Annotated in this window: 14 protein-coding genes; 4 read left to right on the top strand and 10 right to left on the bottom strand. The window is 62.7% G+C overall.

The features are described from left to right. Position 1: 1 nt before the first annotated feature. From tssE to P0D87_RS18710, 5 genes are all read right to left on the bottom strand, one after another. Positions 2 to 481: a type VI secretion system baseplate subunit TssE gene (gene tssE, locus P0D87_RS18730; RefSeq protein WP_006052922.1), complete on the bottom strand. Its 480-nt coding sequence runs from the start codon at positions 479 to 481 to the stop codon at positions 2 to 4. Positions 482 to 568: 87 nt separating this feature from the next. After that, entirely contained in the window at positions 569 to 1,072 is a 504-nt protein-coding gene (locus P0D87_RS18725) for an Hcp family type VI secretion system effector (protein ID WP_006052923.1), read from the bottom strand. 72 nt (positions 1,073 to 1,144) lie between these two features. Further along, on the bottom strand, positions 1,145 to 2,635 hold the full coding sequence (gene tssC, locus P0D87_RS18720; RefSeq protein ID WP_006052924.1) for a type VI secretion system contractile sheath large subunit: 1,491 nt from the start codon (positions 2,633 to 2,635) through the stop codon (positions 1,145 to 1,147). Between the two features lie 14 nt (positions 2,636 to 2,649). Beyond that, positions 2,650 to 3,198 carry a type VI secretion system contractile sheath small subunit gene (gene tssB / locus P0D87_RS18715; protein ID WP_006052925.1) on the bottom strand — a complete coding sequence of 183 codons (549 nt, stop codon included), beginning with the start codon at positions 3,196 to 3,198 and terminating at the stop codon, positions 2,650 to 2,652. A 36-nt stretch (positions 3,199 to 3,234) separates the two neighbouring features. After that, the gene (locus P0D87_RS18710) at positions 3,235 to 3,927 is read right to left on the bottom strand and encodes a tetratricopeptide repeat protein (protein ID WP_082367163.1); all 693 of its coding nucleotides are present in this window, start codon (positions 3,925 to 3,927) and stop codon (positions 3,235 to 3,237) included. Positions 3,928 to 4,309: 382 nt separating this feature from the next. Here P0D87_RS18710 and tssJ point away from each other — a divergent pair, with 382 nt between their 5' ends. From tssJ to icmH, 3 genes are all read left to right on the top strand, one after another. After that, a complete protein-coding gene (tssJ, locus tag P0D87_RS18705) occupies positions 4,310 to 4,936 on the top strand; it encodes a type VI secretion system lipoprotein TssJ (RefSeq protein WP_029968704.1) in 627 nt (208 codons plus the stop codon). A gap of 108 nt (positions 4,937 to 5,044) precedes the next feature. After that, positions 5,045 to 6,391, top strand: a complete 1,347-nt coding sequence (gene tssK / locus P0D87_RS18700) for a type VI secretion system baseplate subunit TssK (protein ID WP_053860265.1) — start codon at positions 5,045 to 5,047, stop codon at positions 6,389 to 6,391. Continuing rightward, positions 6,388 to 7,167 (top strand): type IVB secretion system protein IcmH/DotU, encoded by a 780-nt coding sequence (gene icmH, locus P0D87_RS18695; protein WP_029968700.1) that lies wholly within the window; start codon positions 6,388 to 6,390, stop codon positions 7,165 to 7,167. The genes tssK and icmH overlap by 4 nt, the downstream gene beginning before the upstream one ends. Before the next feature lie 137 nt (positions 7,168 to 7,304). Here the strand turns inward: icmH and zwf are convergent, their stop codons facing one another. From zwf to P0D87_RS18670, 5 genes are all read right to left on the bottom strand, one after another. Beyond that, positions 7,305 to 8,786: a glucose-6-phosphate dehydrogenase gene (zwf, locus tag P0D87_RS18690; protein ID WP_029968698.1), complete on the bottom strand. Its 1,482-nt coding sequence runs from the start codon at positions 8,784 to 8,786 to the stop codon at positions 7,305 to 7,307. A gap of 267 nt (positions 8,787 to 9,053) precedes the next feature. Continuing rightward, positions 9,054 to 9,989 carry a bifunctional Delta(1)-pyrroline-2-carboxylate/Delta(1)-piperideine-2-carboxylate reductase gene (gene lhpI, locus P0D87_RS18685; protein WP_053860854.1) on the bottom strand — a complete coding sequence of 312 codons (936 nt, stop codon included), beginning with the start codon at positions 9,987 to 9,989 and terminating at the stop codon, positions 9,054 to 9,056. Between the two features lie 135 nt (positions 9,990 to 10,124). Continuing rightward, entirely contained in the window at positions 10,125 to 10,388 is a 264-nt protein-coding gene (locus tag P0D87_RS18680) for a hypothetical protein (protein ID WP_006053215.1), read from the bottom strand. A 77-nt stretch (positions 10,389 to 10,465) separates the two neighbouring features. Continuing rightward, the gene (locus tag P0D87_RS18675; protein ID WP_044022070.1) at positions 10,466 to 11,098 is read right to left on the bottom strand and encodes a cysteine peptidase family C39 domain-containing protein; all 633 of its coding nucleotides are present in this window, start codon (positions 11,096 to 11,098) and stop codon (positions 10,466 to 10,468) included. Between the two features lie 47 nt (positions 11,099 to 11,145). Next, positions 11,146 to 12,486, bottom strand: coding sequence for an NAD(P)/FAD-dependent oxidoreductase (locus P0D87_RS18670; RefSeq protein ID WP_053860264.1), 1,341 nt, complete (start codon positions 12,484 to 12,486; stop codon positions 11,146 to 11,148). A gap of 259 nt (positions 12,487 to 12,745) precedes the next feature. Between P0D87_RS18670 and P0D87_RS18665 the strand changes: the two genes are divergently transcribed. Further along, positions 12,746 to 13,000: a helix-turn-helix domain-containing protein gene (locus tag P0D87_RS18665; RefSeq protein WP_029968691.1), complete on the top strand. Its 255-nt coding sequence runs from the start codon at positions 12,746 to 12,748 to the stop codon at positions 12,998 to 13,000.

Here is a 13,000-nt window from a genome sequence, read left to right as displayed (position 1 = left end):
TCTACAGTTTCGCGCGTGCGCGCGTCACCGAGTATTGCAATGTGGACGGCTGCAACATCGCATCGAAACTGACCGGTTCTTCTGCCGGATGAACGACCAGCAACGCCTGAATCGCGAAATAAAGCGCGTTGGTCGATTGTTCGTTCAGTTCGAGTGTGACCGATACCTGCTGCAAGCGCGGCTCATGCCGTGCAATGGCCTGCTGAATCGATTTGCAAATGAACGTGCGGTCATAGTGACTCGCGAGACTCAAACCCGCGAAGTCGTTCAGACCATAGGTCAGCACCGAGCGCTGGCATTCGGGCAAGGCCGCGAGTTCATGCTCGGTCAGCGCAATTCGCGTGTTGAGAATCGCCTCGACGTCGCGCGCGACGGTGGCCTTCAGTTCCTCCAACGACAATTGCCGCATCGCCGGTGAAGCCGGCAGATGCGGTTCGTCGTCGAACAGCTTGTCGAGAAAGCTGGGCTCGAAGCGTTTCATCGGCGTCCGAAGAAGCGGTTCATGACAGGCGCACGCCGCGCGCGCCAACCTTTTCAGGCAATGCGCGCCGCGGCGTGCGCCCGTGCATTACACCGCGTACGTCTTGTCGTTCTTCGTCAGGCTCCACGCGCCTTGCGCATTGCCGCCCTGATTGCCGCCGATCTTCTGCTGCGTGTACTTCCACTGCACCGCGGCGTACTTCAGCGAGAACTGCTCGCTCGGCAATCCTTCGCCGACGACGCTCGGCGTCACGCTCGAAATGATCACGTACTTCAGCTTCACTTCCAGGTACTTGATGCGATTGCCTTCGCCGTCCGAACGCATGAAGTCGATGGTGACTTCGTCGAACGTCGTGCCGCCCGATGCATGCTGATAAATCAGCGGGCTCACCACGTCGATGTCTTTCGTGAACTGCATGTCGGCGTGTTCGCAACGCTCGGACGTATGACCGCCCGCCGTCGAAGCCGTCGCCGAACGCGGTTGCGTGATGGAGTGGCTCCACGAATCGATCTCGATCCAGCCAGCGTGATCTTTATCGGCAGACTCGCCTTTGATCGCCGGATTGCCGAATTTTAAATAGATGTCCTTCATAACTCATCGACTCCCCAAAGAGGTGGTTTTAACAGCTACCCCGGGCGGCCCGCCCGGGTATTCTGACTTCGTTTATGAATTGGCCGGTTTCGGCAGATCGGCGACGAGCCGCAAGGAAATGGACAGTTCGTCGAGCTGGAAATGTGGGCGCAGGAACGCCACGGACCGATAAACACCCGGCTTGCCAGGAATCTCCGAGACCTGGATCGATGCTTCACGCAGCGGGAACTGCGCTTTCTGCTCCTGAGTTGCGTTGTCATCCAGCAGCACGTACTGCGAGATCCAGCGGTTCAGGAAAACTTCCACGTTCTGCGCGGATGCAAAGCTGCCGATCTTGTCGCGCATCATCGCCTTCAGGTAATGCGCGACGCGCGATACCGAGAAGATGTACTGCAATTGCGCAGAGAGAACCGCATTGGCATTCGCGCTGTCGGTGCTGTATTTCTTGGGTTTCTGCACCGATTGCGCGGCGAAGAACGCGGCATAGTCGGAGTTCTTGCAATGCACGAGCGGAATAAAACCGAGGTCGCTCAGTTCTTTTTCGCGGCGGTCCGTAATGGCGATTTCGGTCGGGCACTTCAGCGCGATTTCGCCGTCGTCGGTCTTGAACGTGTGCGTCGGCAGATCTTCGACAAGACCGCCGCCTTCCACGCCGCGAATGGCGGCGCACCAGCCGAAGTCGTCGAATGCGGCCGTGAGACGTGCGGCGAATGCCCATGCCGCGTTACACCACAGGTACTTGCTGTGATCCGTGCCGTCCACGTCCTCGACGAAATTGAAGCCTTCCGCGGTGGCGCCGTCTTTCGGATTGAACGGCAAGCGGCCGAGAAAACGCGGCAGCGTGAGGCCGACGTAGCGCGAGTCTTCCGAGTCGCGGAACGACTTCCATTTTGCGTATTCGACGGTATCGAATACCTTGCCGAGATCGCGCGGCTTGCCGAGATCGGCAAACGTTTCAAGGCCGAGCAATTCAGGCGACGCCGATGCGATAAACGGCGCATGCGCGGCTGCCGCAACATGCGACATCTGCTCGATGAAGTACACGTCTTCCGGCTGACGCGTGACTTCGAAGTCGCCGATGATCGCGCCGAACGGCGAGCCGCCGAACGTGCCGAACTCTTCTTCGTAAATCTTCTTGAAGAGCGCGCTCTGGTCGAATTCGATCGCGGTCTTGAAGTCGCGCACGAGGTCGCGCTTGGGCGCATGCAGCGCCTTGATCTTGACCGTCGAACCGGTGTTGCTCTCCTTGCACAGATAGTCGAGCCCGCGCCACGTGCTTTCCATGCGCTGAAATTCCGGCGCGTGCATCACCGCGCTCAATTGCGCGGAAATCAGCCGGTCGAGTTCGGCAACGCGCGCGTCGATCGTGGCCGACAGATTGTCGGAGACCACCACCGTGCCGTCGAGCACCTCGCGCACGAGTTCGCCGATCAGGTCTTTCGCGCGCGCATGCTCGGAATCGGACTTCGCCACGCGGCTTTTCTCGACGATCTCGTCGAGCAGCGTGGATTCCGTACCGCTTTGCGCGGTAGCGAGTTGGGCTGCCGCCGTTTGCTGGTTCATCTCACACCCCGTGCTTATTCGCCTTGCTTGTCTTGATCCGGCGCGCCGCCGTCCCGGTTCGCCGCATTGCTCTGGTCTTTCGCCAGCGTCTGCAACTGCTGCGTGTTGTTCAATACTTCGGACAGCAGATCTTCGAGCTTGTCGTTGCCGGCCAGCTTGTTGCGCAGATCGGCGAGCTTCGAACGCGCTTCGAGCAGACGCCGCAGCGGGTCGATTTGCGCAACCACTTCGTCCGGACTGAAATCGGCCATCGACTTGAAGCGCAGATCGACTGCGAATTTGCCGCCGGCTTCGCTCAGGCGGTTCTCGACCTGAAACGCCGCGCGCGGCTCGATCGCCTTCATCACGTCGTCGAAATTATCGCGGTCGATACTGACGAACTTGCGATCGCGCAGCTTCGGCTGCTCGACTTCGGACTGCCCCGCCAGATCGGCCACCACGCCGACGACGAACGGCAGCTCCTTCACTTCGATCGCATCGCCGCGCTCCACCTCATAGGTGAGCTGCACGCGGGGCGGCCGCACTTTCTGCAAGCGTTTCTGTATGCTTTCTTTCTTCGCCATCGTCGGCTCCCGAATGCTGATGGTGAGGCGTGAAGATCAGCGCAGCGCGCTGAACGGATCTGACGCGCCGCCGCTTTGCGCGGCCTTGGCGGGCGCTGCGGGCGCCGCAGGTGCGGGAGTGGGAGCGGCAGGAGCAGCCGGCGTGGCGGCAGGGGCCGCGGCGCCGGTGGTTGCTTCCGGCGCTTCCACGGCCTTGCTCTTCGTGACGCGGCGAATCACGCGCTTTTTCTTCTGAGCCTGCTTGTCGTTCGGGTCGGGCGGGAACAGCGTTGCCTCGCCGAGCGTGTCGCGCAACTGCTTGGCGAGCGCCTGCGCGTCCGACTTCGCATCGCCTGCGAGCGACGCGTCCTGACGCAACTCACCCAGCGATTGCGTGGCGACGCGCAGGCCCGCGACGGCCAGCACGCTCTTTGCCTGACGATCGGTCTGGTCGCGCTGCAACGCTTCTTGCGCGGCGACGATAGCCTGCCCGTAATGACCTTGTGCGAACTGGATCTGCGCAATGCGCGACCACGGTTCTTCGCGCGTCGGATCGGATTTTGAAAGCTGCTGATAAAGCGCGATAGCGCGATCCTGATCGCCGCCTTTCGCCACTGTATCCGCGTCCGCGAGTTGCTTATTAAAAGCCTCCGGTGTGGTTGCCGCGTTGTTGCCCTGTGTCGCGCAACCGGCCATCACGCCGCAAGCCAACACTACCCCAGATAGTTTTACTAACAGACGGTCATTCATCGTTTTTCACCGACGTGCGATTTTTTAATTCAAGGAGAAACCGGAGTTTTGCTTTGCTTCAAGTGCGCGGGTATAGTACAGGCCAAATTTCGATAATTCAACTTTCATGTGAAGAAGCATTGCACGAAAAAAATACGCGTGGATCTTTAAAACCACACGAGCAGAAATTGTTTCCTGGCGCAATAGTAGCAGCTCGCGCTCCGGCAAAAATTTCCACTAGCGGACCGAAAGATGCGCTCGGCATGGGCATTACATGCGCGTTGCATCGAGCGGCAGTAGAGCGGCAGTAAACGGCAGAAAGCGGCATTAGTTGCTGAAATCGCGCCGGAATGATTTCGTTATTGATGTTTAGACGGGGGACGGCGGCAGCCGGTCGATGTATATGAATTCGCGTCTTGTTCGCCATGCATCGCTATTGATTACTCACGCCGCCTTATGCGCCCTTCTGGGCGGTTGCGCCGCGGGCGTGACGGTGCTCGGAGCCGCTGCCAACGCGGCTTTGCAGGCAAGCGGCCTCGGTAAGCCGGAACTGCCGGACGCGCAGAAACCGCCGCGCAATGTCGCGCTCACGTTATATGCGGCGCCCAATCTGAATGCCGCAAATGACAAACGGCCTTTGGCGCTGGTCGTGCGTCTTTACGCTTTGAAAGATCCGACTTCATTCCAGCAGGCGCCATTCGACGCATTTACCGATGTCGGCAAGGAAAAGACCACTCTCGGCGGCGATCTGCTCAGCGTGCGCGAAGTGACGCTAATCCCCGGCCAACGTTACGTTGTTACCGAAAAGGTGTCGCGTGAAGCGCAGGCATTGGGTATCGTCGCGCTATTCCGCGATCCCGCCATGCAGCGTTGGAAATTCGCCTTCGACCCGGCGAAGTCGGAGAAATCCGGCATAATGGTCGGCCTGCATAACTGTGCAATGACCGTGACCAACGGCACAGTGATCCCGCCGGAACAGGGATTGCCCGCACAGCCGCTGAATATGCTTTCTTCGGTCAGCTGCGGTTAAAGATGCCGGACCATTGCGATTTAACATTTTCTAGAGAATTAACAATGCGACGCCCGAATCGGGTTATTCCGGGCGCGCCGCACGCTGAACCCATATAACAGGTTTGACATGAGTTATTCCGCAAAAGTGCTCTGGGGAGAAGGCCTGTTTCTGAGGCCGCAGCATTTTCAGCGTCAGGACGCCTATCACGAGGCGCGCCTCTTCGAGTCGATCCAGGCCATCCAGCCGTACAACTGGGGCGTGCGCTCCGCGCGCTTCGACCGCGACGCGCTCAGCAGCAACGTGCTGCGCGTGAGCGAACTGTCGCTGGTGTTTCCCGACGGCGCGCTCTACTCCGCGCCGCAAGCGGACGACCTGCCGCCGCCCATCGCGCTGGACACGTTGCCCGACGGCATCAACGAATTCACGTTCTATCTCGCGCTGCATCCGCTGCGCGAGACAGGCGCCAACTATTCGCAGGACAGCAGCGCGGGCTTCGTCGCGCGCTACGTGAGCGAGCAGACGCCCGTCGCCGATCATTTCACCGACGCCGCCGAAGCCGACATCACGTTCCTCAAGACTAGCGTCAAGTTGATCGCGCATAGCGAGCCGCGCGATCAATTGCTGTCGGTGCCGCTCGTGCGCGTGCGCCGCACGGCGACGTCGGGCTTCGAGATCGACGACAGCTTCGTGCCGCCGTGTCTCGCCATCGACGCGTCGCCGGTTCTGCATCAGCGGCTGCGCCAATTGATCGACGCGTTGCAGGCGAAGGTCAACGCGCTCTATGGTTTTCACCGCGAGCCGACCAAGAACATCATCGAGTTCCGTTCGGGCGACATCGCGTCGTTCTGGCTGCTGCACACGGCGAGCGCGGCGTTCGCTTCGCTTGCGCATCTGTATCAGCATTCGGCGCTGCATCCCGAGCGGCTCTTTCAGGAACTGCTGCGCCTGGCCGGCCAGTTGATGACGTTCTCGAAGGGCTATGCGCTATCCGATCTGCCGGCCTATCGTCACGACGATCCGGGCCCCGGCTTCGCGCGGCTCGACACGATCCTGCGCGATCTGCTCGAAACGGTGATCTCCACGCGCTACTTCGCGATCGCGCTCGAAGAAGTGCGTCCGTCGTTTCATGCGGGCCGGCTCGATTCCGGCAAGATCGACGACAAGACGATGTTCTACATTGCCGTGTCCGCCGACATGCCGACGGCCGAGCTCGTCGAAGCGGTGCCGGCACGCTTCAAGGTCGGCGCTCCCGACGACGTGGACAAGCTCGTGCTCTCGGCCATGCCGGGCGTGCGGCTCGTCTACACGCCGCAAGTGCCGCCCGCCATTCCCGTGCGACCCGGCGCGTGCTACTTCTCGTTCGAGCCGCGCGGCGGACTGTACGAACGCATGCTGCAGGCGCAATCGGCAATGATCTATGCGCCGTCGGGCATCAACGATCTTCAACTTGAACTGATCGCGGTCACATCATGAGCTACGCGCCTTCACTCTTTGGCGGCAGCACGCCTGCCGCGACGCCCGCTCCGGCGGCCGAGCCGAGCTATCAGGTCCGCTCGCTGCTCGACCTGCTGTACGACGGCTTCTTCATGCTGTTTCTTTTGAAGAACGGCCGCGAGCCGGGCGACGCGCATGAGTTTAGTCAACGCATTCAGCAGTTTCTCGGCGACTTTGAGCGTGGCGCGAAGAAGCTGAACGCATCGGCGGAAGATGTGTACGCATCGAAGTTTGCGTTCTGTGCGGCGATCGACGAGTCGGTGCTGTCGTCCAGCTTCAGCATCCGCACCGAATGGGAACGGCGGCCGCTGCAACTGGTGCTGTTCGGCGAGCAGCTCGCGGGCGAGAAGTTCTTCCAGTATCTCGAGGAATGCCGGGCGCAAGGCGCAGCGCGGCTGCAATCGCTGGAAGTGTTCCATATGTGCCTGCTGCTCGGTTTCCAGGGCAAGTATCTGCTCGAAGGACCGGAGAAGCTCGCGTATCTGACGGCACGCATCGGCGATGAAATCGCGCATATGAAGGGCAAGCGCGCACCGTTCGCGCCGCATTGGCCACTGCCCGATCAGGTCGCGCATCGTCTGAAGCGTGAAGTGCCGTTGTGGTCGATCGGCGCGGTTTTCGCGCTGGTTGGGTTGCTTGCGTATCTCGGCTTGAATACCTATCTGCGGGATCAGACGTTGCGCACGTTGGCGCCGTATTCGCAGGTGGTCAAGCTCGGGCCGCAATCGGCCACGCTGACAATTTCGCTGCCGTAACGCGGCAACGCGATAACGCGACGCGTCGCGTCGCGTCGCGTCGCTGGACAAAAAAATGGCCTGCATCGCGCAGGCCATTTTTCATTGCGCTAAAGAAGCCGGCAATGACAATTGCCGGCCGCTCGCATGTGCTTGACTTACTGCGACTCCTCCGCCCAAACAGCATTCTCACGCGCCATCAGCGCCGTCGACGCAGCCGGCCCGAACGTGCCCGCCGTATAGTTGCGCGGCCGCTCGCCCGACTTCGCCCATCCTTCGAGAATCGGCTCGGCCCAGGCCCATGCGGCTTCGAGTTCGTCGCGGCGCATGAAGTGCGTGAGGCGTCCGCGGATCACGTCGATCAGCAAACGCTCGTAGGCTTCCGCGCGGCGCTCGCTGAACGCCTGCTGCAAATCGAGGTTCAGATTCACCGGCAGCATATGCATGCCGCTGCCCGGTTCCTTCGCGAGCACCTGAAGCTGGATCGACTCTTCCGGTTGCAACTGGATCACGAGACGGTTGCCGTAGTTGCGCCCGCCGCTCGGAATGATGGAGAACGGCAAGTCGGAGAATTCGATGACGATCTCCGACACCTTCTTCTGCATGCGTTTGCCGGTGCGCAGGAAAAACGGCACGTTGGCCCAGCGCCAGTTGTTGATATGCGCGCGCAACGCGACGAAGGTCTCGGCGCGGCTGCCGGCCGGCACATTCTCTTCCTGGAGGTAGCCCTTCACCGCCTCGCCGTCGACCGCGCCGGCCGTGTACTGGCCGCGCACGGTATCGCGGGCGATGTCCTCGGGCGTCATGGGCCGCAGCGAGCGCAACACCTTGAGCTTTTCGTCGCGGACCGCATCGGGATCGAGCGACACGGGCGGCTCCATTGCAACGATGCACAGCAGTTGCAGCAGGTGGTTCTGCACCATGTCGCGCAGCGCGCCGGTCTTGTCGTAGAAGCCGGCGCGGCTGCCCACGCCGACCGTTTCCGCGACCGTGATCTGCACGCGCTTGATGTACGGCGCCTGCCACAGCGGCCCGAAAATCGGATTGCCGAAGCGCAGCACCATCAGGTTCTGCACCGTTTCCTTGCCGAGATAATGGTCGATCCGGTAGATCTGCGCTTCGTTGAAATGCTTGCCGACCGCCGTGTTGATCTCCTGCGCGGACGCGAGATCGTGACCGAGCGGCTTTTCGAGCACGACACGCGACTGGTCGTCCACGAGTTCCGCCGCCGAGAGGTTCTCGCAAATGTTCATGAAGAGATCCGGCGACGTCGCCAGATAAAAGACGCGGCGCACACCGTCGCGCGATGCTTCCCTCAGGCGCAGATAGTCGTCGGCCGAATCGACGTCCATGCGCACGTATTCGAACAGCGCGAGGAATTTGTCCCACGCGGCGGCATCGAACGCTTTCTTTTCGATGAAGGGCTTGGCCTTCTGCTCCATGAACTCGGCGATGTATTCCTCGCGCGACCAGGGTTTGCGCCCGATCGTGAGAATGCGCGTCTCGGGCGGCAAATTGCAATGCAGATGCGCCATGTACAGCGCGGGCAGCAGCTTGCGAAACGACAGGTCGCCGGTGCCGCCGAAGATGATCATGTCGAGCGGAAGCTCGGGAGTCGCAGAAGCGTGTTGAGTCGTCATAGCGCGGTCGCAGCGTGGTGAGAAGGAAGGCGTCGTCGGATGCCGAAGAACCAGCGACAACCGCTGGCCCTGGGCAAAGGCGGAAGAAGCCGATGCTGGGCCTGACGGCACCCATCGGCAGGTTTTTCCGGCAAACGCCTATGGTGCAACGTTTTGCGATTGTTTGCACGGCAACATGCGCCGCACGTTGGCGCAATATGCCAACGCGGGCGGCAAGGCGCTGTTTTTAAGGCGTTTTTCTGGCGCGAGCCTCTCGCTGTCGCTCGCTTATCCGCGCGACCACGCCTCGCGCGCGACGCGGCAGGCCGCCAGATCCCACGCCGCACAGCCGACGCTTTTGAAAACGATCGGTGTTTGGGCAGGCGCCCGAGCAGACGTGTCCAGCACCGAAGCAATGCCGCGCACGCTGGCCCAATCCACGCCGGCCTGGATGAAATCGCCGGCCTCGTGTTTCGCGCCCGCCTCGTCGTCGACGAAAAGCGCGCTGCCCGCAATGGTGCGCGCGCCGATTTCCACCATCTCGGGCGTGAACGCGCCGACGCCGATCACGAGCCGCCCCGCGCGCGCCGCCTCGTCGTAAACCGGCTGACGGCTCGTGGTCAGCGCAATCACCGTGTCGATCGATTCCGGCAGCGGCGCGTCGGGCTGCGCAAGCGGCTGCAACTCCGACACCTTGCCGCGATGCGCGGCGCAAAACGCCTCGGCGCGCGCCGGCGCACTGCCCTTCACCCAGACGCGCGCCTCGGGATAGAGCTCGCCGATCGCTTGCAGATGATTGAGCGCCTGCGTGCCCGTGCCGATCAGCAGAAACTCGCGCGGCCTGGCCGCGGCAAAGGTGGCGACACCGAGCATCGACATGGCCGCGGTGCGGCGGCCGGTCACCGTCGGGCCGTCGAGGATGAAAAGCGTCTCGCCGGTGTCGGCGTCGAATGCCATCACCTGGCCGTGGATGGTCGGCAAGCCGCGCGGCCCGTTGCGCGGGCACACGTTGACCAGCTTGTGGATCGCGAGGTCCGGCGCGGTCGCGGGCATCGACAGCAGAACGCCGCCTTCGTTGAGCGGCACGACGAGGCGCTCGGGACTCGCTATGCGCCGCTGCGCGTAGTCGATGCTGGCGCGCTTTAACGCGTCGACGAGCGCGGCATACGGTGTGAGCCGCGCGGTCGCGTCGGCGTCGAAGATCTGCGTGGTCGGACGGGTCATGGGCGGGTAGGTGGTCGCAGTCGGAATAACCGATTCTACGACGCGGGACGGCGTGCGCAGCGCATCACGGCATGCCGCGCCGATGCGCGAGGCGCTTCCCCGCGCGTCGCGCATGCTCATTCGCTCGAAGCGGATTTATTGCGCCGCGGTCGACTTCCCGTCGCTGTCGCCGGACTTCTTGCCGCCTTTGAACATCGCGCGGCAAGGCGGACTCAGTTCGTCGACGTGCTGCTTCATGCACGCCGTGATCTTCGCCTTGTTCGGAATTTCGGACGCGCAAAAGTGCATGGCGTCGCCGCGGCAGGCCTTGGCCTGTTCATCGTGGGTGGCGGCATGCGCCGCGCCGACGGTGCTGAGTGCGACAAGGCTCGCGGCGAGCAGGGCTTGAGTTTTCTTCATGTCGGGTCCTGTATCGCAGATGTCGATACGGACGGTCGAGCAGAAAACGGGCCTGATCGGCAGCGGCTTGCCGCCGCTCAGCGCCCCGGCCAACTGAGCGTCATCCCGCGTCCGGCGTAGAACCGCGTCATCGTCGCGAACGGCAGATAGACGTCCGCCTGCTGCGGCCCGATGCCCGAAGGATTGTGAAACCACACGCCGCCGGCATCGCGTCCGTGCAGCAAAACGAGGTGCCCGCCCTGGCGCTGGTTCGGCTCGTCGGGATAGCGGATCTCCGGGCTCACCGACACGATGGCGAGCGTGCGCGCATCGAGACGCGCGGCGATTTCCTCAATGGACGCCTGCGGCAACACGTCGACGCGTACGCCGAACGCCTCCTGCACCCATGCCGCAAACGGACGATAGATCAGGCCGTCGACGCCGCCGTCATCCCGCATGCGATATACGCCGTGCCGCAACGCTTCGTCGAGCAGCGCGGCGCGCGGCGCGTGTTCGATACGCCAATAATCGAGCGCCGATTCGAGGCACGTCAGCCCGCAAAGGCGCTTCGCCCAGAAACGGTAGCGCTGCGGGTCCGTGAAGCCGCTCGTCTGCCAGCCGGGATCGTCGCAAGGATCGGCTGCCCGCTCGACGATAGCGCGCACCCAGTCGGGGCTGCCCCACTGCGTGTAATACGGAACTCCGGCGTGACGCAAAGTCGGTTCGTTCATGCTGACGTGATCGGACAAATGCGGGCGGAGAAAGTCGGCAGGCGCGCTCATAGCATGCTGCGAGGCCGCTGCATCGTGCCGTCGAAGAAACGCTGCAAACGGAACGCGGACAGGTCGAGCGACGGCTGCCCGCCGTCGTTGATCTCCGCGAGCAGCTTGCCGACGATCGGGCCCATCGCGAAACCGTGCCCGCAAAAGCCGGTGGCAATGGTCAGACCGCTGACTTGCGGCGGCGCGTCGATGACCGGAATGCCGTCGGGCAGCACATCGATCAGGCCGGCCCACGACTCGACCACCTGCGCGTCCTTCAACGCGGGAAAGAGCGCGCGCAGCTTCGCCAGCGCGCGCGGCGCGTGGCTTGTGTTCGGCTGCGGATGCGGATCGCGCGGATGCAGCACGCGCTCGCCGGGCGGCACGGCGCCCGGCAGACGCTGACGCAAGTCGCGCAGACACGCGCCGTTCAGATGAAAGCTGAACTTCTCGCGCTGACTCCTGAGCTCCGGCAGAAACCATTTGAGCGCACGAAAATGGCCGAGCGTCATGTCGACGTCGACCTGCATGTCGTCGGCGAGATTGATCGCCCCGTTCGCGCGCTGCCGCACGCCGAGCCCGTGGCCCCAGAAAGTCGACGCGCTCACATGCGGCAACGGATTCGTGCGCATGCAGGTGCCGCGCACCGCCTGCTGCGGCAGTTCGAGGCCCAGCGTCTTCAGCAGACGCCAACTGCTCGCGCCCGCGGCGCAAATGAAACGCGGCGTGTGGACCGTCCCGCGCTCGGTCACCACGCCTGCAATCGCACCGGCCGCGAGTTCCACGCCCAGTACGCCGCAGCCTTCGAAAAAAAGCGCGCCGGCTTGCGCGGCCCGCGCCGCGAAAGCGGCGGCGGCGCGGCGCGGCTCGGCCTGACCGTCGCTCGGCGTGTAGAGGCCGCCGAGCGCCGGGCCTTGCATGCCGGTCACCACCGCGTCGATCTGCTTGCGATCGAGCGTGCGCGTGTCGAGCCCGTGCTGCCGCGCCACGTCCATCCATTGCTGGAACGAGGTCCAGTCGTCCTCGTCGGTGGCGACATAGAGGCAACCGCCCTGACGCCACTCCAGATCGAAATCCAGTTCGCGCTCGAGGCTGGTCCACAGCGGAATGCCCGCCATCATCAGCGGAACTTCCGCCGATTCGCGGCCCTGCTGGCGCACGAAACCCCACGCTCGCGACGACTGCTGACCGGCAATGCGCGACTTGTCGAGCACGACCACCGACAGCCCGCGCCGCGTCAGATAGTAGGCCGCCGCGCAACCCATGATGCCGGCGCCGGCGATCACCACGTCGGCGTCGTGCGGAAACGGTTGGTCGGCGGAGGTGAAGCCGGCGTGCAGCGGATAGGTTGTCGTCATCGGGCAAGGAGGTTTTAAGCGCGGACATCATCTTCGCAGGACAGGCGGTTGCCTGCAACGCCGACCTGCGCAAAGCGCTGGAAAGCCCGTCCGCATTGAGTTTGGCGGACGGACGACGGAGCGGGAAAATTATCTGCCAGACGAATAAATGGCAAATATCCGTGTGGCAGATATTTTGCACGCGTATTCGTCTCGCGAATATTTGCCAAATATCCGCGAGACGAATAAAATGCATTTATTCGCCAAACGGATATTTGACATGCTGCATCTCATTGCCACCCCGAATCAGATCGCCCAGTTGCTTGCCGCGAGCAGACGGCAGGCAGGTCTCACTCAGGCGGAAGCCGCCGCGCGGGTCGGCGTGAGCCAAAGCCGCATTTCCACCTGGGAAACCGACGCAGCCGCGCTGACCGTGGCTCAACTGCTCGCGCTATGCGGCGCCTACGGGCTGCAGTTACAAATGCGCGACAAGAACAAGCCGGAGTTTGAGCCGGCGCCGTTGATCGAGTGGTGA

It is taken from the genome of Paraburkholderia sp. RL17-368-BIF-A (genome assembly GCF_046054045.1).
Lineage (GTDB): Bacteria > Pseudomonadota > Gammaproteobacteria > Burkholderiales > Burkholderiaceae > Paraburkholderia > Paraburkholderia graminis.
The sequence above is the reverse complement of the archived record's forward strand: the minus strand, read 5'-3'. Positions and strand labels throughout refer to the sequence as shown.

Bases quoted from the DNA above. Each gene is read 5' to 3' on its own strand.
- tssC (WP_006052924.1), bottom strand. From the start codon at position 2,635: ATGAACCAGCAAACGGCGGCAGCCCAACTCGCTACCGCGCAAAGCGGT.
- P0D87_RS18670 (WP_053860264.1), bottom strand. From the start codon at position 12,486: ATGACGACAACCTATCCGCTGCACGCCGGCTTCACCTCCGCCGACCAA.
- P0D87_RS18710 (WP_082367163.1), bottom strand. From the start codon at position 3,927: ATGAATGACCGTCTGTTAGTAAAACTATCTGGGGTAGTGTTGGCTTGC.
- tssB (WP_006052925.1), bottom strand. From the start codon at position 3,198: ATGGCGAAGAAAGAAAGCATACAGAAACGCTTGCAGAAAGTGCGGCCG.
- icmH (WP_029968700.1), top strand. From the start codon at position 6,388: ATGAGCTACGCGCCTTCACTCTTTGGCGGCAGCACGCCTGCCGCGACG.
- tssE (WP_006052922.1), bottom strand. From the start codon at position 481: ATGAAACGCTTCGAGCCCAGCTTTCTCGACAAGCTGTTCGACGACGAA.
- P0D87_RS18665 (WP_029968691.1), top strand. From the start codon at position 12,746: ATGCTGCATCTCATTGCCACCCCGAATCAGATCGCCCAGTTGCTTGCC.
- tssJ (WP_029968704.1), top strand. From the start codon at position 4,310: ATGAATTCGCGTCTTGTTCGCCATGCATCGCTATTGATTACTCACGCC.
- zwf (WP_029968698.1), bottom strand. From the start codon at position 8,786: ATGACGACTCAACACGCTTCTGCGACTCCCGAGCTTCCGCTCGACATG.
- P0D87_RS18725 (WP_006052923.1), bottom strand. From the start codon at position 1,072: ATGAAGGACATCTATTTAAAATTCGGCAATCCGGCGATCAAAGGCGAG.
- lhpI (WP_053860854.1), bottom strand. From the start codon at position 9,989: ATGACCCGTCCGACCACGCAGATCTTCGACGCCGACGCGACCGCGCGG.
- P0D87_RS18680 (WP_006053215.1), bottom strand. From the start codon at position 10,388: ATGAAGAAAACTCAAGCCCTGCTCGCCGCGAGCCTTGTCGCACTCAGC.
- P0D87_RS18675 (WP_044022070.1), bottom strand. From the start codon at position 11,098: ATGAACGAACCGACTTTGCGTCACGCCGGAGTTCCGTATTACACGCAG.
- tssK (WP_053860265.1), top strand. From the start codon at position 5,045: ATGAGTTATTCCGCAAAAGTGCTCTGGGGAGAAGGCCTGTTTCTGAGG.